The organism is Acinetobacter sp. MF4642 (genome assembly GCF_002018925.1).
GTDB classification, from domain to species: Bacteria; Pseudomonadota; Gammaproteobacteria; order Pseudomonadales; family Moraxellaceae; genus Acinetobacter; species Acinetobacter johnsonii.
On record NZ_MVON01000005.1, the window covers coordinates 58,572 to 84,830 of the forward strand.

Below are 26,259 nucleotides of genomic sequence, written 5' to 3' on the forward strand. Positions count from 1 at the left end.
ACAGGTTGGGGGCGAAAACATGAGCGCAGAATTAGATATTATTGATTTGGTTGTCGGTGAAGGTAAAGAAGCGGTTAAAGGTGCTTTAATCACCACGCATTATACGGGTTGGTTAGAAGATGGAACCAAATTTGACTCATCTTTAGACCGCGGGAACTACTTTGAAACTGTGATTGGGACAGGCCGTGTCATTAAAGGTTGGGACCAAGGGATTATGGGCATGAAAGTGGGTGGTAAACGTAAACTCATCGTGCCATCACATTTGGCTTATGGTGAGCGTAAAATGGGCAATATTATTCCTGCCAATTCAAATTTGATTTTTGAAATTGAATTATATGATGTAAAAACACGTGATTAATCAAAATTAGTGATAATGAATCAATTACAAGGACGTATTTGATTCATTTGTAAAAACACTTGGTTTTTAAGAAAAACATTTGTAGATTAATCCTTAGCAGAGCGTATTTAAGGGAAGAGTCGCTTTTGTATAGCTCATTGAGTAAACAGCCGTTTATCTGGTTTATTCTCAGCTGTTTGCTGGTTTTAAGTTTGATACCTTCGACGTGGGCACAATATGAAGCTGAGCCCACGCAGTATTATTTGCATCAAAAAAATGTCAATGACATTCAATTCACCGAACAAACCACCAGTTATTTAAAAGGTACATGGTCTTATTATGACCAAGAGCTGATTTCTCAGCCTAATCGTAAACTCCCTTCTAAAACTACCGAATTGCCAATTTCATTTCAAGAACTTACAGGCAGTAATACGGGTTATGGGACTTTTGTCGGTCATTTCAAAATTCCGGATGAATTTATTGGCCGAAGGCTAGCCATTCATATCCCCAATCAAAATTGTGCTTATCGGGTTTATCTCAATGGCGATTTTTTAGTTCGTTTAGGGGATGTCGCGGATAATGCGGGAGCACAGCAAACAGAAAATGCACCGCGGATTGCTTATTTTGTCCCTGACAGCCCCTATTTTACTTTAAGTATACAAGCCTCAAACTTTAACAATTTACGCGGCGGCCTTGAAAGCCCCATGCATATTGGCATTGCTAAAACGATTAATCGACATTATCAGCAACTGATGATGAGTATCGCCATGATCTGTGGCGTGGTGTTTGGTGTAGGAATGTTCACCACCATGTTCTCGATGTTCCGTGGTTCAGATGAACGGAATAGTAAAAGTATTTTTGTTTTTGGTATTTTTATTTTATTTCTTGCCTTACATAATCTTTTTACTGCGCCATATGCTTATACGACCTTCCTAGATATCAACTGGTTGTGGGGCATACGTTTAGAATATTTATTTATCTATTTAGCGGTCATATTTTTTTTGAGCTATATGTATTTGCTTAATCAGTACTATTTACAGCGTTGGATTTATACCGTTTCCATTTTGGTTTTGACCTTGAATATCGTCATTACCTTGTTATCCGAGCAAGTTGTTTTTGAGCAGCTGGCTTTTTATAGCGCATTTTTCAGTATTGTTATTTTGCTTAATTTTGCCTATGGTTTTTACCTTACTTTAAAGACCAAACAAAAATATTCGAAAATCAATTTATACGCCGTGGTATTGCTGTGTATATCGGTCATTCATGACTTTTTACTAACGCTACATGTGATTGATTCTATTCATCTATCTTTTATCTCTACCAGTCTGTATGCACTTTTGGTGATGTTCCGACAATCACGTAACTATGCTTATCAGACTTACCATACCGAACGTTTAAATAATAATTTAATTGAATTGAATGATTCTTTAGAGCAAAAAGTGCAACAGCGCACCTCTCAATTACATGACTTAAATGAAAAACTCGAATATCAAATTCAAATTGATGCCTTAACAGGCGCCTATAATCGGCGTGCATTGAATCAGGAAATTCAGCAGCGCTTTATTGAAACACAACAAAATAGTCATGCAACTTTGGTTTTTGCCATGATGGATGTCGATTATTTCAAAAATTATAATGATTTCTATGGGCACCTAAAGGGCGATGAAGTTCTGCAAAATCTGGTCAAAGTGATTGGTGCAGTACTGCCACATAATGCCTACTTAGCACGCTATGGTGGGGAAGAGTTTGCCATTGTTTTATATAATGTCCCAATTGCGATTATTAGTCAGATTATGCAAACCGTTTTAGATGCAGTGCGTAGTGCGCGCTTTGAGCATCATAACCGCCTAGATGGCAAAGATTATGTAACTTTGAGTATGGGGGTGTCGTGGATGGATCATGAAACGATTTATGCCAATATTCATGACCTTATGAAAGCGGCCGATTTAAAGCTTTATCAAGCCAAAGAAGCGGGCCGTGATCAGATGAAAATGCCCAATGAATCCTATGAAAATGAGTGAATTTAGTTGAGTCATACTTCTGTTAATAAACCTTAGGATAAGAGTTTAACCATGGTCACCATTTTGGGATTTGGAATGTCTTGGACATGGATTTGAAAGCCATGTTTTTGATAAAAAGAGCATGCTGTTTGGGTGCTTTCTAAACTCATTTGGTGAATTTTTTTACGTTTAAGATGTTCAATAGCGGTTTCTAATAAGGCTTTCCCAATACCGCGCTGTTGTTCAGCGGATGAAATATAATTGAGTAAAATACGACCTTGATCACTGACCATAATAAAACCCACTACGTGCTGATTGAGTACATAAACCCAGCTGTCGTTATAGTGCATCCACATAATCAGGTTGGATTGGGTTTTATTTTCTAGCCAAATTTGAATCGTACTTTCATGGCGATGATGGTCTTTGATACATGATCGAATACTGTCGTGCACGACATTTAAAATTTCAGGAATGTCCTGAAGTTGGGCTGCCCGTATCATCTTTTCTTCTTAGAGCTATAGAAACAGCTATTTCATGCTAGCGACTGTATTTATTAAATTGAATTACTGTTAGTACGGATGTAACTTTGTTGTTCAATCGCACTAAGTTAATTATTTTTTATAGTGATTTTGTGAGTGAAAAATCACATATCGTGATGCCTTTCACGTTTGTGCGAATATGTGTTGAATCACTTGAATTGGTCTGAGAATCAATACCCAATTACAAGTCATCGAATTGAGCATTTGAGTTCATACGTAGTCTGTTTTAATTAATTTGGTGTTTATTTGAGCGATAATGCTGTATTTTAAAAGGGAATATTGGTTACGAGAGCAGGGCATGGCGACATTTTTACTGATGATTTGCATACTCATTGCTTTGGTTGCGGCATCTATTATTGTAATCAAAATTCAAAAAAAGCACCGCTTTCTGAAGCGACAAAAAAAGTGGTTGAATCGGAAGCAGCATCTGTGCAAATGGCAACGCATACCAATAGAGCACCTCAGGTTGAGCGTGTTATTGAAGTTGATGCTTATGAACAAGAGCTGTTCGATGACGTGGCGACTCTATTTTTAGATCAAGCGATATTGCTCACGGTCGAAGAAGATGCAACGTTAATGCAAAGCACATTATTGGTCAAAATGCCTGCGAAAACCCAGACGCAAATTCGCAAAATGGATTTAAATGAATGGTCTATTTTTTGGAGCTTTTATGATCAGTCGCTTGAATATTATGTAAGTCGTTATGGCATGTTTTATACGCATATTGACCGCAGTGGATGCGAGCATAAAAAAAGCTATCGTACTCGGGATTGATCTCTTGCTTAAGCCTCCACAGCGTCCATCACAGCTATGGATAACTGCTTAAGAATTCTTTCTGCAACATGAGTTAGATAGAAGTCATCCTGTTTTAAGCGTGTCATTAAGATTGCCCCCTCATAATCGGCAACACTGATTTTGGCCAGTACCTCAGCTTGAGCAATAGGCATGACTTGCTGAAAGTAGTGTAACAACGCCAGCTCCCAATCTTGAAAAATCGACTGAATTTTGAGATGAATTTGTTCGGATAAATGCGGGATTTCCAAAGACAGCATTCCGACTAAGCAACCTTGAACACCCGCACTAAAAAAGCGGACAGCTTGCTGGTGCAAGTGTTCAAAGCGAACGCAATACTCTAAGTGCGTATCACACAAAATGCTGAACAATTTATGGTTTAAGTATTGCTGGCTGACTTGCAAAATATCTAAAACCAAAGCTTCTTTATTGGGATAATAATAATAAAATGCTGCTTTACTGAGCCCACAAGACTTTGCCAATAAATCCATACTGGTGCCTGCATAACCATGGGTTTTAAAGGTTTGCATGCAGTGCAACTGGATTTGTTCTTTACTCAGTTTTTGTGGGCGCATAGAGCTTTAACGTTCCGTAGTGGTTGGTGAGGATAAATAGCCATTGAAAGTGTTCAGCATATCTTCCCAGATGGCTTCGGCCCCTTGGCGGAAATATCCCATGTGTCCAATTTCTTTTAAGCCATAGTCACTGGCTTCAATATTGAGGTAATGCATGTTCGCATGCCGATAATGCTGCATAAATGCATGCCTTGAGTTCGGTAAAGCCCAGTCATCATCCAGTGCTGAAACAGCATAGATTGGAGTTTTGACCTGTGCATATTGTTCCAGTAAGTGTTGTTGCTCGGGATCTGCAAAAAAGTAGGTCGGATTTTTACACCATTTTCGCCACTGTGTGTAGACATCTACAGGTAAATCGGTGCCCATTTTCAGCAGGCTCCAAGGCAGATAGCCCTTTAGTGCAACCATCGGCGGGAAAATAATATTCCACATCACATGCACTTTCATTTTCTCCCGAAACGGCATATAGCCATGCCAGCCTGCACCCGTGCCAAAGCAATACATCGCAGTGACTTGGTCATGGTTGTGGGTTAAACCGAGTGCTTGGCCTCCATAAGAGTGTCCAACCACAAAAATAGGTTTGCCATCTTTGCGGATAGAGTCAATAGCAGCCGACAAGTCTAGCTGTCCCCAGTCCAAATAGGACATGCCGAAACCTTTGAGTTGTTTCGGTGCAGAAAGCCCCACACCACGATAATCAAAAGTTAGGACTTGATAACCTAGAGCTACTGCATACTCGGCAAAGCGGCGATAAAACTGCTGTGGTACACCTGTTGCACTGGCAACAATAATGTTGGCTTTGATCGGCTCAGATGAGGAATAACGTGTACCAACGAGTACATAACCATCGGTTGCTGAAAATTTTACAGTTTGTTTCTCAATTTGGGTCGAAACTAAATGGGCGGTGGCTTGCATTATCATTTCTTCTTTTTTGTTAAATCCTAAAGTCGATTCCAGATTTCTGGGCTTTACTGTCCTTTAAACTGAGCAGGGCGGCGTTGCAGCATTGCCATGACACCTTCTTGGACATCTTGGGTTTTGAGTAGTGGGCTGAGGTGCTCTTGTAAATGTGCAAAGGCATATTCTGCGCCGTGCTGTACGGCTTGTTGCGCAGAAGCCAGCGTGGCTTGAACGGCGAGTGGAGCAGCATGTGCAATTGATTCTGCAAGGGCCAATGCTCGTTCTAATGCAGCATTTGGCGTGGATGCTTCTACGACTTCGGTAATTAAATTGAGATCGAAAGCTACTTGCGCATTGAAGCTGTCACCTGTGAGTAGATAGCGCATAGCCTTGTTCCAACCCGCCGCTTGTACAAAGCGAACCGTTGCACCGCCAAAGGGTAAAATGCCGCGCTGTACTTCCATTTGGGCAAATTGTGTATTGGCATCGGCAATAACCACATCGGCATTGAGCATCAGTTCAATTCCCGCGGTAAAGCAAAAGCCTTGGACTGCCACAACCACGGGTTTGGTACGAGGTCTGGAGCTGGTGCCCCAAGGGTTAATTTGTGTCGCGGGAAAGTCGAAAACGCCTGCAGTGAGTTTGGGTTGCAACTCAACCAAATCAAGCCCAGCAGTAAAATGTTCTCCGTGCGCAAAAATTACAGCACAGCGCAGTGAAGGATCATCCTCATATTCGGTAAGGGCCAGTGATAAGTCATGAATCATATGACTATCGAAAGCATTGCGCTTGGCTGCGCGATCTAAACCAATTAAAAATAATGAACCGCGAACTTCGCGACTGACACGACCTTGTTGTTCTGACATTTTGATTATTCCTGCATCGTTTTATAAGTTTTTAAACGATTGTTCGAAAACTGTCAAAACTTATGCGTATCTATTCTGTGACTTGACGGTTTGATCTGATGCCCCGAAAAAAAATCGACGTTTAGATTGAGTGGAATTGTCTTGCCTTTATTGAGTTTTTTTTCATAATAGCAGCACTTCTTTGAATACCAGTTGAACCATGTCTAGCCTTGAAATATTTGCAGTCATCATTAGCTTAATCGGGGTGACGTTGACCATTAAGCGCAATATGTGGTGTTGGTGGTTTAACTTCGCTGCTTTCTTGTTATATGCCTATTTGTTTTATACCTATAAGTTGTATGGCGAAACCATTTTGCAGTTTTTCTTTGTGGTGGTGAACTTTTATGGTTTTTATCACTGGTTTAAAGGTAAACAACAAGATCATGACATTCGAATTGAACCGATTACAGCTCGGCAAGTGATTTTGCAAATGTTGCTTGCCGCTGCGGCTGGTGCAGTATTTGGTCTGAGCTTAAAGTATTTGACCGATGCTGATGTACCGCTATTGGATGCGCAGCTCGCAGCGTTTAGTCTATTGGCGACCTATTGGACCAGTCGTAAACATATTGCGACATGGGTGTTGTGGGTATTTGTCGATATTGTTTATGTCGGTATGTTTATCTATAAAGATTTGTTCCTAACCGCGGCTTTATATGCAGGCTTTGTTGGCTTGGCGGCTTTTGGCTGGTGGCAATGGACTCAGGTACGTCATAAACAACAGCTGAAAAGTGTATAGGATGGGTAGTGTTGATTGATTTTAAACAAATACAATTGGCTCAATTTGAGTCGGTCATTGAACGGTTAAAAGGAAGTCCACAGCAATATTTGGACTTTGCTTCGGTTGCTGATTTTTATCAGGCCACTTGGCTGGGGGATTTACGCAGTAGTGCAAGTTGGGCGGTTACAGGACTGGATGATGGGGCCGAGCATTTTGATATTCGCTTGGCCTGTTTTGAGCGCGTGGTTTTTATTCATATTGCAGATGATATTGTCATACAGAATGGCGCACATTGAAATCTAGATCACGGTATAGTCGGTGCTGGAACATCGTCTATATTTGACCTTTCTACAGGATGACGAGATCCAGTTTTCAGTCCTGATCAGGGCATGGATGTTTACAAAAACAAAAAATAAAGGATTTAATATTATGGCACATCAGTTTGTAGTCAATGCCACCATCAAAGGTGTTTCATTGGATGACTTCCGTCGACTCGCAGCCGATATTAGCTTACATGAAAATGTTTGTCGTCGTATTCCCGGTGAGAAGTTGGAAATTTTGGAGTCGAATAAAGTCGGCGATATTTATACCCTCAAGCGCGCGTATAATTTGGATGTCAATATTCCTGATATTGCGAAGAAATTTCTAAAAGATGCCTTTCGCTTACAACGTACCGACGTCAGCAATTTAGTTGTATTGAGCTCGGAAGTCCGTTTAGACCCCAACTTACCTTTAGAAGCCGTGTGCCAACGTAGTGTATCGGGTAATGATAAGCAGATTCACTTTCAACTGGAATGGACGGTAAAAGTGAAAGTGCCATTAATTGGCGGTATGTTAGAAAAACATGCTGAAGGTGAAATCCGTAAGTTTAGCCAAATCGAGCTGGATATTGTGGAAGATGAACTGCGTCAAAATCTGCATGCAGAAACTTTAAGCTAAAGGCTTTGACCTCATGTTTTCAAAGTAGCTTGCATAAAAAGAAACCCTTCGATTGAAGGGTTTTATCATTTTAGTGCTTCGTCTCGAACCGAGTTCGATAAACCAGAGCTGTGAAGAAGCAAACCAAACAGACCAGCCAAATATAATACATCGCGCCAATGTTGCTATAGAGACTGAGCCATTGAACCAAAGGCAGTGTGATGCCTCCTGCAATGGCATAGGCGACATTGTAGGAAAACGAAATGCCCGAAAAGCGGATTGGAGCAGGGAACATTTTGACCATGCTATAGGACACAAGCCCTACCGTGCCTGAAAAGAATCCCAAAAGCATATACAGTGCAAACACCGTAGTTGGACTGACCGCACCTAAACTGTGATAGAAAATGGTTGCGATAGCGGCGACACCGAGCGAGCCAAAAATCAAGACCTTGGCTGCACCAAAACGATCGGCTAAGGTCCCAGCGAGTATACATCCCAACATTTGCATGATGATCGCAGCACTTTGCATTTGAAAAGCATCGCTACGTTCAAAACCAAAGGCACCCGTCAGTAAGTTTGGCATGGCTAAAATCAGAACCACTACACAAGCAGTTAAGAACCAAGTCAAGAGCATACCAATCACAACGGCGGTTTTATGACGGGCTAAGACTTGTTTCACCGGCATTTCTTTAGACAGCTCTTTACGTGTTTGCATGGTTTTGAATACAGGTGTTTCTTTCAAATAACTGCGTAAATACAAGGCCACTAAGCCAAAAATACCACCCACAATAAAGGGAATGCGCCATGCCCAATCATGTACAGATGTTTCACTAAACTGAAGAGAAATGAACAGTGACATTAAAGCACCGAGCAAGATGCCGAGTGACAAACCTGCGGTAAGTAAGCCATTGGCAAAACCAATTTTTTCAGCAGGAACATGCTCAGAAACAAAGGTCCATGCCGCTGGAATTTCTCCACCAATTGCAATGCCTTGTACCACCCGCATAAGGAGCAAAAGCAGCGGTGCAGTATAACCAATCGTTTCAAAAGTTGGCATAACCCCGATCATGAGGGTAGGTAAAGCCATGAGCAAAATAGATAAACTAAAGAGACGCTTGCGCCCGATGAGGTCGCCAAAGTGCGCCATGACTACACCGCCAAGTGGACGGAAGAAGTAACCTGCGGCAAAAATACCGTAAGTATTCAGCATGGCCCAAAATGGGCTGAGCCCTGCGGGAAAGAACAACTCAGAAATAATTTTGGCGTAAAAAACATAAATAACAAAGTCATAGAACTCAAGTGCACCACCGAGTGATGACAGCCCAAGGGTACGTTTGTCTTCTCTGGTCAAACGTGGTGTTGCATCCATGCGTATATTTCCAAAGCTGAATAAAGGTTTATATTTGATTTTAAAGAAGTCTTTTTTGAATGAATAATCAATCTTTCTTTACTGGGGCTGAACTAAAAATTATACATGAATCAACATAGTTGATTTGACGGTCAACGTAAATATATAACGCAGGCGAGATAAAAAGCTTATGATATAAAAAGAATAAATAGGTATAAAAATTTAGGATTTGTGTATGAGTGTCATTTTACCTGTTGCACAACGTGGTGAAGATATTTTAAGACTCAAAGCTGCTCGCGTCGCAGATGCAGAATTTAATAGCGACTGGCTCATGCAGTTGGCCTCGGCCATGATTGCGACCATGTTAGAGCGGAGCGGTGTGGGCATTGCTGCACCACAAGTCTATATTTCAAAGCGGGTTATTATTGTGGCTTCACGGCCAAATTTACGCTATCCCGATGCACCTGAGATGGATGCAGTGGTGATGGTGAATCCTGAGATTTTGGAGTTTTCCCAAGCAACTTGTTTGGGAGAAGAGGGTTGTTTGAGTGTTCCTGATCAACGTGGAGTGGTTGAACGTGCACAAGTAGTAAAAGTACGTTATTACACTTTACAAGGTGAAATTGTCGAAAAAACTTTTGAAGGTTTTCCTGCCCGTATCGTTCAGCATGAAGTCGATCATTTGGATGGTGTGTTGTTTGTAGAGCGAATGTCTACTTAAAAGTGGAAATTAATGAAGCCTTATAATAAAAATATAAAACAGCTATCTGCTGATAAATATACTAAACTCAACCAATAGAATTGATTAAACCGGATGTCGAATATTTCTTCGTATTTTATCACATCACACGTTAGGAGCGTTTCAATGAAAAAAATATACCTCATATTAGCTTTAATTGTGTATATGTTGTTGAATCCTTTGACTGCTTTTGCTGAGTCTATTGAATCAAATGAGGTGATGGATATTTTTATTGGGACGTTGGAAGTTAAAAACAAGAAAGTGATTTTGACTCGTTGTGATATTAGTAGAAATATATATGAACTAAAAGATGCTGAATGGAGTGATGAAAAAGCAGTATCAGACTTTTTATCTAAGGAAAAGGATATGGTAAAACCTGTATATGCTGAAGTTATTGGTGCTTATAGAGGTGATGGAAATAAGAATATGCTTTTAGTTGATTCGATTAGTGATATTACAGAAAGAAAAAGCTGTCATTTAAAAGATTTATTCTAAATTTTAATCTGTATCAAGTGGTTTTTGTTTGGAAACAGGAATTGGAGTCTCTTCTTGCAAAATGTAGCTTCTCACCTTTAGGAAAGAGGGATTTAATGATGGTATTGGATTCTCGTTACTCTTTACTTTTTAACGGAGAGAGTATTAAGAGAGTTGATTGAAAATCTCTCTTATTTATATTTAAGTATTTTATAGATGGTGTCTTTACCATATTTTTTTTCAAATTGTTCCTTTAATTGAGGTCTAATATGAAAAGCAAATGATAATTGACCTTTTAGCTTGAAAATTTCATTAGTATCTTTTATTTTGTTGTTTTTAAAATGGTGTATTTTTGAAGATAATAAACGTTTATTGTTGCTACCAATTGATATACTACCATCATTTGTAATAGTAATACCTGTTACATTACGGTGATATGCCTTGCTAATATATTTAGTTTTATTTGAGTTTAATTTTATACTTTCTCCAAACTCTTCTAATAGTATTTTTTTAATTATTAAAGGAAAATTTAGTTCATAGAAGTTCTTAGAGGAAGATATTGTAATATCATCTGCATATCTTGAATATGCACAGTCATATTGCTTGCACACTTCAACAATCTTATTGTCAAAATTGTACATGATAAAGTTTGACAATAAGGGAGAAGATGGAGCACCAATACTTAACTTGAGACCATCTTTTCTTGTTTCTTTCCAAAAAAATAGATTGCTAACCAACTCTTCATTTTTACTTGAAACAGAAATATTTGTTTTTCGAATTTGCTCTAACAATATTTTAGGTGTTATAGAGTTGAAAAAATTTGATAAATCCGTTTTGAGAATAAATTTAGAATTTTGATGAATCATAGCATTATTCTTGATGCTACGGTTTTTAGTATATGCAAAAGCTAAATCATGGATTGGTAAAATTGGTTCAAGCAATTTTAAAGCTGAACGTTGTAATAGTTTGACTTCCTTAGATGGCTGAGCAATTTTACGTTTGTTTTTACCATCTTTTTTTAAAATTTCGTAAGTTTTATATCTATGAGGTGCTGTATTTACGAACGATATAATATTTTCCTCACCAAGAGGGAATTCAATATTTAAAAATTTAAGTAGGTTTAACTCAATCATTGATTGTCACCCCCAATAATTTGTTTGATTTTCTCAAAAACTTGTTTACGTTTTCTGTCGGATTCAAAATGAGAAATTTTACTTAAACTTAACTTCATAAAATCAAAAGGTTGAGATTCAGTATTTTTACGTTTCAAATAGACTTTAATTAAATTTGGATTTTTAGGATAGAAATATGTTTTGGAAGAATAATCATAGCAATCTATATAATCTAAACTTCTAAGTAAATAAGTGTAGTTTTCACATATACTCTTTGAGAAATCATCAATATCTAAGATAATTTTTTGTGCTTCCATTAACTCTTTAACTGTAATTGGATAAAAAATTCTAATAAGCTCATAAAGAAGAAAAATATGATGAGAAGAGTTATTCTTATTAAATAAAACTGTTTTACTTCTAGGTAGCATTTCAATCAAATCTTCAGTAATAGTTTGAACTATATCTGATGTGTAGTTCTTCATTGTATTACACCAATCAAAAGTTAAAACAGAATCTTCATTGATGGATTTTAAATATTGTAAAGGACCATAATTAATGAAAGATTCGGTTTGGCGATGTTTGGCTGGAACAACTACCATTAGTTTATTCTTAAGGTGCTCATTGTTTACGAACATTCCTAATTCTACGAGTGCTCCCTCACTTTCTAAGAAAATTAATACGTGACTAGAAATTTGAGCGATATCATTTTCAAAATCTAATAAATTTGTATATTTTCCAACTTGAATATAATTATAAAAATCTTCAGCTAAATGAATATTTTCACAAATTATGTTTTTTTTTGAATTTTTAACATGAAAAATATTATCGCAAAAAAATTTACGTAGGCTTTGAAATTTTTTTTGGAAATCATCGCTTTCACTTTTGTATTGATCTACATATTCAAGCTGACCACCGCATACAAAAATAATAGGCTTATCAATGCTGATTTTAAATCTATCAACACCCCAAGTATCAATTTGACTTAATATAAAATATTCGAATGACATAAGAAAATTATTATTAATAAAAGAGAGGTGAGCTTTAACTCACCTCTCAGATCTCTTTACTCAGGATAGCGTTAGATGAATTTCTAAGCTCCTTTAGGTGCGCAGAAATTCATCTAACGCAAGCCTAAATTTCTCACAATAACATTAGTTTAGCGAAACGCTAAACTTTTATAAAACTACCCAAAATAGTTCGTTTTATAAAAAGGCTAAAGAGAATATACCTTTAATATTACATAACCTCAAAGATTTAAGCAATCGAATCATCTAAATTCGGTGCTAACCAACGCTTCGCTACATCCAGTGTCCAACCTTTACGCTTTGCATAATCCTCAAGCTGATCCTGAGAAATCTTGCCCACATTAAAGTATTCACTTTCAGGGTGCGAATAATAGAAACCACTGACAGAGGAAGGTGGCATCATCGCAAAGTGTTCAGTCAGTTTCGTACCGATTTTTTCTTCAGAACCTAACCAGTCAAACAACACCGCTTTTTCAGAATGCTCTGGACAAGCAGGGTAACCTGGCGCAGGACGAATACCAACATACTTCTCTTTGATCAATTCTTCATTGCCCAAAGTCTCATCGGCTTTATAGCCCCAAAACTCTTTACGGATACGCTCATGCAAATGCTCCGCAAATGCTTCGGCAAAACGATCCGCTAAAGACTGAATCAAGATTGCAGAGTAATCATCACCTTTGGCTTTATATTCATTCGCCAATTCCTCCGCACCAAAGATCGATACCGTGAAACCACCAAGATAATCGGTATTGTCTTTAGAAGTGCTAATAAAGTCGGCTAAAGATAAATTCGGCTTACCCGTGACTTTGTCAGACTGCTGACGTAGGTGCTCAAAAGTATGCGTTACAGTTTGACCTGCTTCATCAAATACGCTGACGGTATCTGCACCTGTACGTTGTGCAGGGTATAAACCAAACACAGCACGTGCATCGAAACGATTATTCTCGATAATGTCTTTCAACATGATTTGTGCTTGATTGTACAAATCAGTCGCGGCTTCACCCACCACTTCATCTTCTAGAATTTTCGGGAATTTACCTGCCAAGCTCCAAGAAATAAAGAATGGTGTCCAGTCAAAATATTCCACCAATGTTGCAAGTGGGTAGTTGGTGAGGACATGTGTACCCATCGTATTTGGAATTGGCGGTACATAATTCGCATCCACTTTAAAGCCATTTTCAATCGATTCGGCATAGCTGAGCTTCGCTGCTTTCGGCTGTTTATTCGCTAAACGTTCACGAATCTTGGCATATTCAGCACGATGCTCTGCAATAAAGTTACCACGCATTTCTTTAGACAGTAGGGTAGTCGCTACACCCACTGCACGAGAGGCATCTGCTACATAAATTACCGCATCATTTGAATATTGTGGGTCAATTTTAACCGCGGTATGGGCTTTCGATGTGGTTGCACCACCAATCAGTAAAGGAATGGTAAAACCTTTACGCTGCATTTCTTTGGCAACAAACACCATTTCATCCAAAGATGGGGTGATCAAACCAGATAAACCGATGATGTCACATTTCTCATCAATCGCAGTTTGTAGGATTTTTTCCGCAGGCACCATCACGCCAAGGTCAACAATGTCATAACCATTACAGCCCAAGACTACGCCCACGATGTTTTTACCAATATCGTGTACATCGCCTTTTACGGTCGCCATCAGGACTTTACCTTTAGACTGGCTACCGGTTTTTTCAGCTTCGATGTACGGGTTTAACCACGCTACGGCTTGCTTCATCACACGCGCAGATTTCACCACTTGCGGCAGGAACATTTTGCCCGAACCGAACAGGTCGCCGACCACGTTCATGCCATCCATCAATGCGCCTTCAATCACATCGAGTGGACGTTTGGCTTTTAAACGGGCTTCTTCAGTATCTTCATCAATATAAGTGGTGATGCCTTTAACCAGTGCATACTCAAGACGCTTTTCAACGGATTCATTACGCCATTCTAGGTTTTCAGCTTCGCGCTGCGCGCCACTATGACCACGGAATTTTTCTGCCACTTCAAGCAATTTTTCTGTGGCGTTTTGGCCTGATTCACCTTGGTTTTGATTCAGAACAACATCTTCAACCGCATCTTTCAGTTCTTTTGGAATATCATCATAAATCGCCATTTGACCAGCGTTTACGATACCCATAGTCATGCCTTGTTTAATGGCATAGTAAAGGAACACAGAGTGAATCGCTTCACGTACAGGCTCATTACCACGGAATGAGAACGATACGTTGGATACACCACCTGAGATCATGGCATGCGGTAAGTTCTGTTTGATCCAACCTGTAGCTTCAATAAAATCGACGCCATAGTTGTTGTGTTCTTCGATCCCTGTTGCCACGGCAAACACGTTCGGGTCAAAAATAATATCTTCGGCAGGGAAGCCAACATCATTGACTAAAACATCATAAGAACGTTTACAGATTTCACGCTTGCGTTTTGCGGTATCTGCCTGACCTGTTTCATCAAAGGCCATAACAATGATCGCAGCACCGTACTGACGGCATAAACGCGCTTTTTCGACAAACTCGTCATAACCTTCTTTTAAGGAAATCGAGTTGACGACTGGCTTACCTTGTACGCATTTCAAACCAGCTTCAATGATTTCCCATTTTGATGAGTCAATCATGATGGGCACACGAGAAATATCAGGCTCAGATGCAACCAGATTCAGGAAATGCACCATCGCATTTTGCGAATCGAGCATCCCTTCATCCATGTTAATGTCGATGATTTGTGCGCCTGCTTCAACCTGTTGCTGGGCAACCTCTAGGGCTTCAGCAAATTTTTCTTCACGGATTAAGCGTAGGAATTTTTTTGAACCCGTGACGTTGGTCCGTTCACCGACGTTCACAAACAATGAATCTGCAGTAATGTTAAATGGTTCTAAACCACTGAGACGACATGCAGGTCTGGTTTCTGGAATGTGACGTGGTTGAATGTCTTTAACAGCATTGTAAATGGCACGAATATGATCAGGCGTTGTGCCACAGCAACCACCTGTAATATTGATCAAACCACTTTCTGCAAATTCTTTAATGAAGGCTGCAGTTTGCTCTGGGGTTTCATCATATTCACCAAAGGCATTTGGTAAACCTGCGTTTGGATGGGCAGAAACAAAGGTATCTGCAACATCAGCAATGGTTTTTACATGCGGGCGCATGGCATCTGCACCCAAGGCACAGTTAAAACCAATTGAGAGTAAGTCACCATGACGCACCGAGTTCCAGAACGCTTCCGCAGTTTGACCTGTTAAGGTACGACCTGATGCATCGGTAATGGTGCCCGAGATCATGAGAGGAAGTTCACGACCAAGTTGTTTGAACACTTCTTTCACCGCAAAGATTGCGGCTTTACAGTTTAAGGTATCGAACACGGTTTCAATCAAGAGAATGTCTGCACCGCCCTCGATCAAGGCATGCGTAGCTTCTATATAGTTTTCTTTCAGTTCATCAAAGGTAATGTTACGGAAGGCAGGGTCATTTACATTGGGTGAAATTGAACAAGTACGTGAAGTCGGACCAAGTACACCAGCAACAAAGCGAGGTTTGTCTGGGGTTGAATATTTGTCACATGCCGCACGTGCTAGACGAGCTGCTTCACGGTTAATCTCGGGAACAAGGTCTTCCATGTGATAGTCTGACATTGAAACACGTGTGCCATTGAAGCTGTTGGTTTCAATAATGTCTGCACCTGCATCGAGGTAAGCTTCATGAATGCCTTGAATAATTTGCGGCTGAGTCAGTACCAATAGGTCATTGTTACCTTTGAGGTCAGAAGCCCAATCTACAAAGCGTTCGCCACGATAATCTTCTTCTTCGAGCTTGTGACGCTGAATCATGGTACCCATCGCACCATCGATAATAAGGATGCGCTCGGCAAGAAGTGCTTTTAAGGTGGCAAGTGTAGACATTCAAAACTCACAAACAGGTTTTCAAAACGTGCAATATTTTAGCAGAAAAGCAGATCGATTGATGCCTAATTCAAGTGGTATTGGCTATATGGCAAATAAAAAAGGCTGATTTAGCTTTAGTTTTCACGAAAGTGAAATATAGACCCGCTATGTTAATAGATCAGAAGAAATAGAGATGAAAAATATTGATTGGAGCAGATTGTTACAGACAGCACAGCCAAATGTAAGAAAATAATTCAGCGTAATCCGCACCGAAAAGTTAAATTTTGAGCCAGCACAGTGCGTTCAAGGCTTATAAGCGATTTACTGCTGATCTAAAATAAGCCAATTATGAAAAAATTGGCTTCATGTGACACGCATTTGTCATATAATTGTCACAATTAAATTGAACAATAGGGGATATTGATATCCTCTTTAGCCGTCTGCATGAATTCTAATATTCCTCCCGTCCAAGATCAGGTGCACGTGACACAGGTCAAGTCGACGAATGTGCACGTACCTACACCGAAATTTTTTATGCCGGTGTTTTTAACGGTCATTATTTCAACGCTAATTTATATTGGCTTTCAGCTTTCTGCTGACTTATCGCATGTTCCTGCACTGAATCTTTACTCTTTAATTCTTTTAGCGACGGCGTTGTTCATTGCTTTGGGTTTTGAGTTTGTAAATGGCTTCCACGACACTGCCAATGCGGTTGCAACGGTCATTTATACCAATGCACTGTCTGCGCCTGTTGCGGTGATGTGGGCTGGTTTCTGTAACTTCCTTGGGGTTATGGTCGCAAGTGGCGCAGTGGCTTACGGTATTATTGCGTTGCTGCCCGTTGAGTTGATTATGAATGTCAGCTCAGGCGCAGGTTTTGCCATGGTGTTTGCCATGTTGATTGCTGCGATTTTGTGGAACTTGGGCACATGGTTCTTGGGTATTCCAGCATCAAGTTCACACACTTTGATTGGTTCAATCTTGGGTGTGGGCATCATGAACTACCTGATGCATTCAGGCAGTGGTGCTTCGGGTGTCGATATGGATCAGGTGATTAAGGTCGGTAAAGCTTTACTGTTTTCACCTATGATCGGTTTTGCTTTTGCAGCAGTGTTGTTCTTATTGGTGAAAAAAATCTTTAAGAAACAACTGGAACTGTTCCAACCACCTGAAGGCAACAAACCACCACCTCCACTGATTCGTGCCATTTTGATTTTTACTTGCACAGGTGTAAGTTTTGCGCACGGTTCAAATGACGGTCAAAAAGGTATGGGTCTAATCATGCTGATTTTGATTGGTATTGTGCCTTTGGCTTATTCTTTAAATAAGAATTTAGATTCACAGCACATTCAGTCATTTGCTCAACTTTCAGATCAAACTGCGGCTGTGATTTATCCGAATCATAACGATATTGCAGATGAAAAAGCCCGTACGGTGATCACGCAATATATTCAAACCAAAGAAATGACCCCAGAAGTCGTACCTGCTTTAGCCAGTTTGACAGATCATTTGGGTGAGCGTGTTGGCCATTATGGAGATCTTAAAGATATTCCTGAAGCTGAAGTTTCTGCACTACGTAATGACATGTACTTAAGCACGACAGCGTTCAAACGTTTGGATAAAGCGGATCAATTGCCAGCGATGTCGGAAGCGGGCAAAAAGACAGTAAAAGAATATCGTAGTAACCTTGATTCATTCTTGCAGTACATCCCAACATGGGTGAAAGTGGCTGTGGCATTGGCTTTAGGTCTAGGTACGATGGTCGGTTGGAAGCGTATTGTGGTGACTGTAGGTGAGCGTATTGGTAAAAACCATATGACTTATGGTCAGGGCATGTCAGCAGAATTGGTGGCGATGACTACGATTGCAGCTGCGGATGGCTTTGGTATGCCAGTATCGACCACACACGTATTGAACTCTGCGGTAGCAGGGACCATGGTGGCGAATAAGTCAGGTCTGAATTTTGCAACAGTGAGAACCATTCTTTCGGCTTGGATCTTTACCTTACCAGCCACGATCTGTTTATCAGGTGGTTTGTTCTGGTTGTTCCTACAGTTCGTTTAATTTGATGCGTAAAAACCAATGATAAAAAAACGCTACCTAAGGTAGCGTTTTTTAGCTCTGTATTTTATGAACGATGCTGTTCATATTTTACTTTTTGAACTTCGCCCAGACTTTGTCTAAAGGTAGTTTATCTGCGGCAAAGCCATAAAGTGCTGCAAAGGGCAGTGCAGTACGTGCTAAATAAGCTACACGCCATAAGCCACCGTGATTGGCGCCGTGCATCATCAGTTCTAAAGGATGTTCAAGTTTGACCTCTGGGTTAGCTACAGACTCAGGATTACGGAGATCATGGATCCATAAAGCCGCCATAATGGCATTGGTGGTTGCTGGCTTAAAGGCTTCAACATCAAACAAGCTCGCCCCATTAAATGCGGCTTTGAGCAGTGGATTTTTGGTGACAGAATGCGTGGTGGTTGATGGTGCAATGTTGATGCTGACTCGCTGACCTTCTGATCGAGCAAGTGTTGCACGCCACTGTTGAATACGTTTAGCCAATGCATAGTTCGGCCCTTGCTCAATCACTAAACAGTCGGTGATGCCGTAAGACTTGTTATTATCCGACTCGACGAGGTCATGTAGGTTTTTCTTAAAGAACAGTTGCCCACTGAGGGTTGAAATACTTTTACTGATCATCTGCTGAGTTTTAGAACGACCACTGAACTTTTGCTCAGATGCTTTAATGACTTCTTCAGGTACGGCATAGACATCGGTAGGTGTACACATATACATCAAACTGGTATCTGCTTTTTGCGCACTGACATATTGCATAATCGCATCCATTGCAACAGAAACACGGACATGCTTTTCACCATCCAAATACGCAATCGCGGCCAAATCTAACTGATGTGGGTTTTGTACCAACCATTGTGCAATTTCAGGCACTTGTGTCAGTAAGTTCGCACCAAGTTTTTCTTTAAGCACAGACACAGGTGTTTCCGCGCTCAAAGCTTCAACCGATGGGGCATATAACGTGGCATTGCCGTGTTGAATGGTGCCTAAAATTTTGCCCCATACACGGCTATTCGGTAAATCAACTGCCACAATATTGGCTTTCCATTGGGCTAACCATGTGAGTGGACCCGCTTCAGATGCCGCACCGAACAAAACCATAGTGCGGTCAGATAAATCAAACCATTCAGGATGTTCCACACAGGCAATCAATGCTTCAGCGTGACTGGGTTCAATCACACCTGCATCTAACCACGTTTGGATTTGTGCGAGTAAGGCATCACCCCTGAGCTGTTGGCCTTTATAAGGCACTGACCACTCAGGTGCAACATCACTTTCACCTTTGAGTTTGATGGTGTGTAGCGGTGTGGTTTTAAGTGACATCACATCTTTGAGTAGATGTTTTTGCCCATTCCGATAAAACTCAAACACATTATGTGCTTTGTTAAGTCCATCTTGTGCTATTTGAATCGGTGCAATTTGATTACGAATCCCAAATTCAACTAAGGATTTAAAATAGCGTGGATATTGTTTACGCCAGTTCTTTTCTGTAAGTGCGGCCACAGAGGTTTGGTGATCAACATTGGCTAAGGCCTCTGCAATAATCTCTTTCCCTGTACGTGAGGTACTAATTTTTTGTGTTTTCGAGTAAATTGGAAATTGAAGACCATCTAAGGGATTGGACATGCAAGAAATCTCACTGGCATTTGCTATTTATATACAGTTGTAAACATTATCTATGCCAAATCAAATTACTGCTTGGCATTTCATGCCAAATTTATGTAAAAATATATGTAATAAAAAAGCCTTCTGAATAGAAGGCTTTTGAGTTTAGCAGCGACCTTTTTGGCCTGTCCTAGTGGGCAGAAATCGCTTTGGCCATGAGGATAATAAGAACGATCATCGACGATGATACTCCCTTCAGGAGTGTGTACCGCACAGGCTGTAAAACTGAGACTGATCATCAAGGTTGCCAATATAGACATTATTTTTATCGCAATTTCCTTGGTTTATAGTTGTCCTGATGTTCATTGTAAAAATCAGGACCACCCATTGCTTAGAAAAATGTTACTGAGCCTATATGCGTATGGATGCAATCCATGTGCAATCCATGTGCAATCTAGGCGTTCGGCTTTAAATAGGTAACTGGGTTAATTTGTTCAGAAAGTGTGGAATAAGACGCGGCTCTAAAATTAAGGTCATGATGACCCCATAAGCAGCTCCCCAAAGATGGGCGCTATGATTGATGTTGGAGTTGCCTTTTTTACCTGACCAGATGCTATATGCCACGTACAACACTGCAAAAATAATCGCAGGTACGGGAATAAAAAACACAAAAATTAGCTTCCAAGGTTCAAACAACACATAAGCGAACAATACCGCAGAGACCGCACCAGAAGCACCAAGGCTTGCCCAGCGCACATCATTCTTATGTTTTAAATAACTTGGTAAAATGGCAAAAATTAAGCCACCCAGATAAAACAAAACAAAACCTAACTCATAGAAGTATTGACGGTAAAAACTTTCAATAATGCTACCAAAGAAAAACAAGGTGAACATATTGAACAGGAGATGCATACCATCGGCATGAATAAAGCCATGTGTAATAAAACGATCGTATTGTCCACGTTGCATCGCAGGAGGCCAGAAAATCAGACGGTTCATCACGTTCTGATTTGAAAATGCCACCATAGAAATAATGACTGTAATAATAATGATCGTAACTGTATGATTAAAAGGTAAATCCAACATTTCTGAGATGTTCTGCATATAACTATCTTGTGGTCATAATGCCATTAAATTGAGCGAAAAGATGAACTTTCACAATAAATCCGACAATTTTGGTTGATTTTTTTTAATTACCCCGCATCTTCAGTTAAAATAGCAACTTCAGCTTGAGGAAATGATTGTTATGTCGACTGAGAACAGCAGCACTGCAGTTGCAGAGGAAATTCCAAACTTATTGATTACTCCGACTGCACAAGAGTATTTACGTGATTTATTAGAAAAACAAAATACACCGGGCATTGCTGTACGTGTATTTGTTGAAAATCCGGGTACACCACGTGCTGAATGTTGTATGGCATATAGTGCGCCTGAAGAAGTGATCCCAACTGATTACCGTCAAGATTATCCAGACTTTCCTGCGTATATCGACACACCGTCTATTCCATATTTATTAGATGCGGTGATTGATTACAATAAAGACCGTTTTGGTGGGCAGTTGACATTCCGTGCACCAAACTCGAAAGTACCACGCGTCGGTCCTGATGCATCGATTGAAGAGCGTATTACTTATATTCTTCAGTCTGAAATTAACCCTGGTCTAGCAGGGCATGGTGGTAACTGTGCATTGGTTGAAGTAGTTGAAGATGAAGAACATGGTTTAACGGCTGTACTGAAATTCGGTGGTGGTTGCCAAGGTTGTTCAGCAATTGACGTCACCTTGAAACAGGGTGTTGAAACGACCCTGCAACAACACATTCCTGAGTTACGTCGTGTGATTGACCAGACGGATCATACGCAGGCTGAAGGCGCGTACTTCAAATAAATTTGAATCCACTTTACCAAATAACCTCCTTAAATTAGGGGGTTATATTTTATCTAAAGCTAAAATGTAATTGAGAATAATTATCAATATTTATTGCAATATGTTTATCGTTTGTTAAAATGCCCTACGAAATTTACACAATCTCTCCTTTTTTTGTATTTAGGTGTATGCGTTATGGGTAAAAATCTGACGAGATCAACTTTGGCTTTAGCGGTTGTAGGGGCAATGAGTTCATTTGCGATGGCAAATGACGTTGTGGAAACCACAAAAGAGAAAGAAGCAACACAATTACAGACGATTGTATTAACAGCTGAGGAACAGGTTAAACAGTCCCTAGGCGCATCTATTATTACGGATAAAGATTTAGAAAAATTACCAGTTGTAAATGATATTTCTGAATATGTACGTCGGATGCCTGGCGTAAATTTAACAGGCAATAGTGCAACGGGACAACGTGGTAATAACCGCCAAATTGATATTCGAGGAATGTCTTCGAATTACACCTTGTTCTTAGTCGATGGAAAGCGTCAATATTCTAAAGACGTTAACCCAAATGGCGATGACTACGGTATGGAGAAAAATATTCTTCCTCCAGTTGCATCCATTGAGCGAATTGAAATTATCCGTGGTCCAGCATCTACATTGTATGGTTCTGATGCTATGGGTGGCGTGATTAATATTATTACTAAAAAAGTGACGGATGTTTGGACTGGGAATGTTGAGTTAGGCACAACTATTCAGGATAAAAATAATTCTGGAGACATTCGTAATGGTTCTGTTTATTTAGCAGGGCCGATTATTCAAGATAAAGTTGGCTTGCAGTTAGGTCTAAATCGTTTAGAGAGAAAAGAAGACTCTTATTTAGGTGGTTTTACAGGCCATACAACGGAAAGTTTAAATTCACGTTTAACTTATGTGCTTAATGATCAACACGACTTAGCTGTAGAGGCAAATTTCTTCACACAAGAGTCTGAGGCTAAGGCAGGTAAAACGGTTGCGGCAACAGGTACTGACTCTGTAAGTCGAAATATACGTAGTGTTTATGCCTTAACGCATAATGGGCGATATACTGATAATTTGGATAGTAAATCTTATATTCAATATGAAAATTCTAAAAACCCAGATCGTGAAAATACAGTCGTGGGAACGAAGGGAATTGATTTAGAAACATGGACTGCAAATACACAGTGGAATTGGTTGTTAGGTAATCATACACTGGCTTTTGGTGGGTATTATAAAGATGAAAGTTTGTTAGATCGAGCAACAAACCGAAATCCGTTGGTTCCAGAGTTTGATGAATTGACACGCTGGTCAGCTGCTGCATTCTTAGAAGACACATGGAGTTTAACCGATCGTTTTAATTTAACGCTTGGGGCTCGTTATGACTATGATGAACTATATCAAGGAAATATTTCTCCGAGAGTTTATGGTGTTTATAACTTTACTGACCAATTTACCGTGAAGGGTGGGGTTTCTACAGGTTATAAACAACCAGATATTCGTTCTGTGACTGACGGCTTCTATAGTGTGACAGGAGGAAGTGGTTCTCCAACAACAACGGGTCGAGGAATTATTAAAGCAAATCCAGACCTAGAACCAGAATCAACTGTTACTTCAGAATTAGGTTTTTACTGGAACAATGATTACGTTAATACCTCTATTACAGGTTATTTAACTCAGTTTAAAGATCGAATTGAAGAAATTCGTGAATGTGATTCAACGGGTAATGCTGACTACAACCGTAATGATGTTTCAACGTGGAAATGTTCTGAAAACGGTATTCCATTTGCATTTATCAGCACACGTGAAAACATTGGTAAAGCTGAGTTACGTGGTGTAGAGGTGACATTTGATGCCAAATTAGCTGAATATACAACCTTAACTGCAAATTATACGTTTACAGATACAGAAATTAAATCAGGTTAATTTAAAGGGCAGCCTTTAAATGGCATGCCTGAACATGTATTTAATGTAACAGTAGATCATGACTTAACCGATGCTTTGAATATTTGGAGCCGATTACATGTGCGCGGAGAAACTACACCGTATTTAGGTCGTTCAAGTATGTCTGACCCAATTCCTGGATATAACTTCCTCGATGTTGGTTTTAACTATAAATTTTCACCAAACTTGAAAGGTAAATTTGGTGTTTATAATGTGTTAGATGAAACTGCACAGAATGCTGATGGCGAGCAAACTTTAGATGGTCGTCGCTATGGTGTAAGTTTTGTTGCTAATTTCTAATACATAGAAATTAGAATTAAAGACCCGTTTCTTCAACGGGTCTTTTTATTTAGGGGATTAAAATACTCTGTGCTTGGTCAGAATAATAAAACTGTTCTAAATAATAGCGTGCTCGATCACGTAAGTAATCAGAACGAATGAGCTCTTGAATAATAGGGTTCAACAAATCTTGAAGTTGATTTTGGACTAAGGCTTCGTCGATATTTAAGTCGCGTAGTAGTAAATCAAGAGAAAGTTCTTGGTTGCGAATGTACCAAGCGTAAACACCATCATGCACCTGTTGCTGCAGATAGTCGGTTTGACGCATATGCTCCCAAATTTCGTGCCCCATAGCGACAGTTTGAGGCAAGTCCTGCACTTCAATATAATTTTTCAAAACTGATAAAGGCATATCTTTGATTTTGTGCCAGAGGTTGGCTTGAAAATGATATAGCTTTTCATCATTAAAGTTTTGATTTAACACTTGTTCACTCATTTGACTGAGTTTTAAGATGTTCTTTTGTAAATAATGCCCAATAGTGTCATTTAGGTTTGAGTCTGTGACGGTTTCCAGTACGGACTTGCCCATTTTCATAAAACTAGAAACACCTGGCACACGTTTAGTCATCACTGAGTTGTTCAAATAGTCTTGAATCGAGTGCTGAATCAGCTGGGTAATCATGGCCGAAAAAGCTGGGTTATTTACCACAGTTTTAATTAGGCGCTGACGATGCCCACTTTTACTCGCGACATACTGCGCAATTTTGTCGATGGTAAGTACAGGAATCACATCGGCAACTTTGGTTGATTCATTGATGGGATGAATCAAGGCAAATTTAATATGTTCAGCAATTTGTGAAATCAGATACTCGGTCGCAGGTGTGGCTAGGACTTGTTTTTGCAACAGCGCATTGATGTCTTCAAAGCTCCATAGTTGCTGCAAAGTTTGTTTTCTAAACCATTGATAAAAGAGGGTGAATTCATTTTGTACGGTACTTGCTTGCGAAAACTCATGATCTAAAAAATTAAGATGAGCTTCAATGAGCTGCTCAATCATAGGGTGTTTCTGCATACGTACTCAACAAAATTAATTTAGTGGAATCAGTTTATCAGCCAATGGATTTTTTAACTTTTGTGTTTTTGCAAGAAAAGGCAGGTAGTGCTGTGCAACTGCTTGTTCTGCTTCCAAAAGTGGCATATGACCAACATTGTTAAGGATGACAGGAGCTTCAGCACGTTTCAATAAAGATTTGAGCTCATTCGCCACTTCGACATTAATAATTTTGTCCTGCTTACCCCACAAAATGAGGGTGGGTGCTTCAATATTTCGGGTCACTCGAGCAAAGGAGTCAGTGGTATAAATTCGGTTCAAGGTCACCAATTGATCAATCACTTTACTGTTTTTTTCAGCCTGAGTAATTAACTGTTTTTCTTGGGCGCGTTTTAAATAATAGGGCATTTTGATTGGGGTTTGCATGACACGTTGCATTACATCATCAAAATCGCCCGGCTTGCTCACAATCAAGTGCTTTAAATATTGAGGGTCTTTGGCATAGTTGGTGTTGGCGTTTTTATAAATGCCCGCACTGTTCAATAAAAACAAACTTTGCGTGTCAAAAGGGTATTGTGCGGCATATAGAGTTGCAATTGAACCACCAATGGAATGTCCTGCAACATTCAGCTTATCTTGTATATGAATAGCTTCAACAAAACGACGGAGTCGCTCTGTGACATTTGGCATAGAGAGATCAAAATCATCTGGGACTTTGGTGTCGCCGTTGGTTGGAAGGTCAGGGATAACCACGTGGTAATAAGGCGTTAGAAACTGTGCTACACGGTTCCAATTGTCTCGATTTCCAGCAAAACCATGAATCAGCAAAATCGTTGGCTTATCAACGGCACCGCCTTCGTTATAGCTCCAAACGATATCATCCACTTTAAGTGTTTTGGTTTTTAAGCCGGCGGTGACGCGTTCTTGTAGAAGGTAGCTTTGTAAACTGAGTTTGTCTTTGATGATGGTATTTTCGACCGCATGGCTGGCGAAAGGAAATGACAAAGCTAAGGCGAATAGACCGGCCTTTAAACTTTGTTTCAAGACGGATTTTGAGCGCATCATCATGGTTCATCCTTAAACGGAGATGAATGAAAAAACTGACCGAATAAGATAAAAATGCTCTGATTTTGAATGGTTTT

Annotated in this window: 22 protein-coding genes and 2 pseudogenes; 11 read left to right on the forward strand and 13 right to left on the reverse strand. The window is 39.9% G+C overall.

Annotated features, from left to right (window positions below):
- The first annotated feature begins 19 nt into the window (after positions 1 to 19).
- Complete coding sequence (locus MF4642_RS04320) at positions 20 to 358, forward strand: FKBP-type peptidyl-prolyl cis-trans isomerase (protein ID WP_078425476.1); 339 nt, start codon at positions 20 to 22, stop codon at positions 356 to 358.
- Between the two features lie 125 nt (positions 359 to 483).
- On the forward strand, positions 484 to 2,358 hold the full coding sequence (locus MF4642_RS04325) for a diguanylate cyclase (protein ID WP_078425414.1): 1,875 nt from the start codon (positions 484 to 486) through the stop codon (positions 2,356 to 2,358).
- Positions 2,359 to 2,390: 32 nt separating this feature from the next.
- Here the strand turns inward: MF4642_RS04325 and MF4642_RS04330 are convergent, their stop codons facing one another.
- Positions 2,391 to 2,837: a GNAT family N-acetyltransferase gene (locus tag MF4642_RS04330; RefSeq protein ID WP_078425415.1), complete on the reverse strand. Its 447-nt coding sequence runs from the start codon at positions 2,835 to 2,837 to the stop codon at positions 2,391 to 2,393.
- Between the two features lie 444 nt (positions 2,838 to 3,281).
- Between MF4642_RS04330 and MF4642_RS04335 the strand changes: the two genes are divergently transcribed.
- Complete coding sequence (locus MF4642_RS04335; RefSeq protein WP_227518514.1) at positions 3,282 to 3,650, forward strand: hypothetical protein; 369 nt, start codon at positions 3,282 to 3,284, stop codon at positions 3,648 to 3,650.
- Positions 3,651 to 3,658: 8 nt separating this feature from the next.
- Here MF4642_RS04335 and MF4642_RS04340 read toward each other — a convergent pair whose 3' ends face one another.
- From MF4642_RS04340 to MF4642_RS04350, 3 genes are read right to left on the reverse strand one after another with little or no spacing between them, the layout of a single operon-like run.
- Positions 3,659 to 4,243 carry a TetR/AcrR family transcriptional regulator gene (locus MF4642_RS04340; RefSeq protein WP_078425416.1) on the reverse strand — a complete coding sequence of 195 codons (585 nt, stop codon included), beginning with the start codon at positions 4,241 to 4,243 and terminating at the stop codon, positions 3,659 to 3,661.
- Positions 4,244 to 4,249: 6 nt separating this feature from the next.
- Complete coding sequence (locus MF4642_RS04345) at positions 4,250 to 5,158, reverse strand: alpha/beta fold hydrolase (protein ID WP_078425417.1); 909 nt, start codon at positions 5,156 to 5,158, stop codon at positions 4,250 to 4,252.
- A gap of 53 nt (positions 5,159 to 5,211) precedes the next feature.
- On the reverse strand, positions 5,212 to 6,009 hold the full coding sequence (locus tag MF4642_RS04350; RefSeq protein ID WP_078425418.1) for a crotonase/enoyl-CoA hydratase family protein: 798 nt from the start codon (positions 6,007 to 6,009) through the stop codon (positions 5,212 to 5,214).
- A 199-nt stretch (positions 6,010 to 6,208) separates the two neighbouring features.
- Between MF4642_RS04350 and pnuC the strand changes: the two genes are divergently transcribed.
- The 3 genes from pnuC (at position 6,209) to MF4642_RS04365 (ending at position 7,705) form a co-directional block, all read left to right on the forward strand.
- Entirely contained in the window at positions 6,209 to 6,784 is a 576-nt protein-coding gene (gene pnuC, locus MF4642_RS04355) for a nicotinamide riboside transporter PnuC (RefSeq protein ID WP_078425419.1), read from the forward strand.
- An 8-nt stretch (positions 6,785 to 6,792) separates the two neighbouring features.
- A complete protein-coding gene (locus tag MF4642_RS04360) occupies positions 6,793 to 7,062 on the forward strand; it encodes a hypothetical protein (protein WP_078425420.1) in 270 nt (89 codons plus the stop codon).
- A 133-nt stretch (positions 7,063 to 7,195) separates the two neighbouring features.
- On the forward strand, positions 7,196 to 7,705 hold the full coding sequence (locus MF4642_RS04365) for a DUF2505 family protein (protein ID WP_078425421.1): 510 nt from the start codon (positions 7,196 to 7,198) through the stop codon (positions 7,703 to 7,705).
- Between the two features lie 70 nt (positions 7,706 to 7,775).
- On the opposite strand, the gene MF4642_RS04370 is transcribed toward MF4642_RS04365, so the two are convergent.
- Complete coding sequence (locus MF4642_RS04370; RefSeq protein WP_078425422.1) at positions 7,776 to 9,053, reverse strand: MFS transporter; 1,278 nt, start codon at positions 9,051 to 9,053, stop codon at positions 7,776 to 7,778.
- Positions 9,054 to 9,267: 214 nt separating this feature from the next.
- Between MF4642_RS04370 and def the strand changes: the two genes are divergently transcribed.
- Positions 9,268 to 9,753: a peptide deformylase gene (def, locus tag MF4642_RS04375; protein ID WP_078425423.1), complete on the forward strand. Its 486-nt coding sequence runs from the start codon at positions 9,268 to 9,270 to the stop codon at positions 9,751 to 9,753.
- A gap of 144 nt (positions 9,754 to 9,897) precedes the next feature.
- On the forward strand, positions 9,898 to 10,266 hold the full coding sequence (locus tag MF4642_RS04380) for a hypothetical protein (protein WP_078425424.1): 369 nt from the start codon (positions 9,898 to 9,900) through the stop codon (positions 10,264 to 10,266).
- A 170-nt stretch (positions 10,267 to 10,436) separates the two neighbouring features.
- Here MF4642_RS04380 and MF4642_RS04385 read toward each other — a convergent pair whose 3' ends face one another.
- The 3 genes from MF4642_RS04385 to metH all read right to left on the reverse strand — a co-directional run bounded on the left by MF4642_RS04385 (position 10,437) and on the right by metH (position 16,298).
- Positions 10,437 to 11,378, reverse strand: a complete 942-nt coding sequence (locus MF4642_RS04385) for a retron St85 family RNA-directed DNA polymerase (RefSeq protein WP_078425425.1) — start codon at positions 11,376 to 11,378, stop codon at positions 10,437 to 10,439.
- On the reverse strand, positions 11,375 to 12,364 hold the full coding sequence (locus MF4642_RS04390) for a retron St85 family effector protein (protein ID WP_078425426.1): 990 nt from the start codon (positions 12,362 to 12,364) through the stop codon (positions 11,375 to 11,377). Before MF4642_RS04390 ends, MF4642_RS04385 begins: the two co-directional genes overlap by 4 nt.
- 247 nt (positions 12,365 to 12,611) lie before the next feature.
- Positions 12,612 to 16,298 carry a methionine synthase gene (gene metH / locus MF4642_RS04395; RefSeq protein WP_078425427.1) on the reverse strand — a complete coding sequence of 1,229 codons (3,687 nt, stop codon included), beginning with the start codon at positions 16,296 to 16,298 and terminating at the stop codon, positions 12,612 to 12,614.
- Between the two features lie 426 nt (positions 16,299 to 16,724).
- Between metH and MF4642_RS04400 the strand changes: the two genes are divergently transcribed.
- Positions 16,725 to 18,344, forward strand: coding sequence for an inorganic phosphate transporter (locus MF4642_RS04400; protein WP_005399885.1), 1,620 nt, complete (start codon positions 16,725 to 16,727; stop codon positions 18,342 to 18,344).
- Between the two features lie 87 nt (positions 18,345 to 18,431).
- Here MF4642_RS04400 and MF4642_RS04405 read toward each other — a convergent pair whose 3' ends face one another.
- The 3 genes and pseudogenes from MF4642_RS04405 to MF4642_RS04415 all read right to left on the reverse strand — a co-directional run bounded on the left by MF4642_RS04405 (position 18,432) and on the right by MF4642_RS04415 (position 21,044).
- The gene (locus tag MF4642_RS04405) at positions 18,432 to 19,979 is read right to left on the reverse strand and encodes a hypothetical protein (protein ID WP_078425428.1); all 1,548 of its coding nucleotides are present in this window, start codon (positions 19,977 to 19,979) and stop codon (positions 18,432 to 18,434) included.
- Positions 19,980 to 20,134: 155 nt separating this feature from the next.
- Positions 20,135 to 20,287: pseudogene (locus MF4642_RS17335) on the reverse strand (hypothetical protein); the annotation flags it as partial.
- 139 nt (positions 20,288 to 20,426) lie between these two features.
- Positions 20,427 to 21,044, reverse strand: a complete 618-nt coding sequence (locus MF4642_RS04415; RefSeq protein WP_058869197.1) for a rhomboid family intramembrane serine protease — start codon at positions 21,042 to 21,044, stop codon at positions 20,427 to 20,429.
- 160 nt (positions 21,045 to 21,204) lie between these two features.
- On the opposite strand from MF4642_RS04415, the gene nfuA reads away from it, so the two are divergent.
- Positions 21,205 to 21,843, forward strand: a complete 639-nt coding sequence (nfuA, locus tag MF4642_RS04420) for a Fe-S biogenesis protein NfuA (protein ID WP_004981041.1) — start codon at positions 21,205 to 21,207, stop codon at positions 21,841 to 21,843.
- A gap of 174 nt (positions 21,844 to 22,017) precedes the next feature.
- Positions 22,018 to 24,087 (forward strand): annotated as a pseudogene (locus tag MF4642_RS04425) (TonB-dependent receptor domain-containing protein).
- 49 nt (positions 24,088 to 24,136) lie between these two features.
- Here MF4642_RS04425 and MF4642_RS04430 read toward each other — a convergent pair.
- Both MF4642_RS04430 and MF4642_RS04435 read right to left on the reverse strand, forming a co-directional pair.
- Positions 24,137 to 25,138 (reverse strand): hypothetical protein, encoded by a 1,002-nt coding sequence (locus MF4642_RS04430; protein ID WP_078425430.1) that lies wholly within the window; start codon positions 25,136 to 25,138, stop codon positions 24,137 to 24,139.
- Positions 25,139 to 25,153: 15 nt separating this feature from the next.
- Positions 25,154 to 26,185 (reverse strand): alpha/beta fold hydrolase, encoded by a 1,032-nt coding sequence (locus MF4642_RS04435; protein WP_078425431.1) that lies wholly within the window; start codon positions 26,183 to 26,185, stop codon positions 25,154 to 25,156.
- Between the last annotated feature and the right edge of the window lie 74 nt (positions 26,186 to 26,259).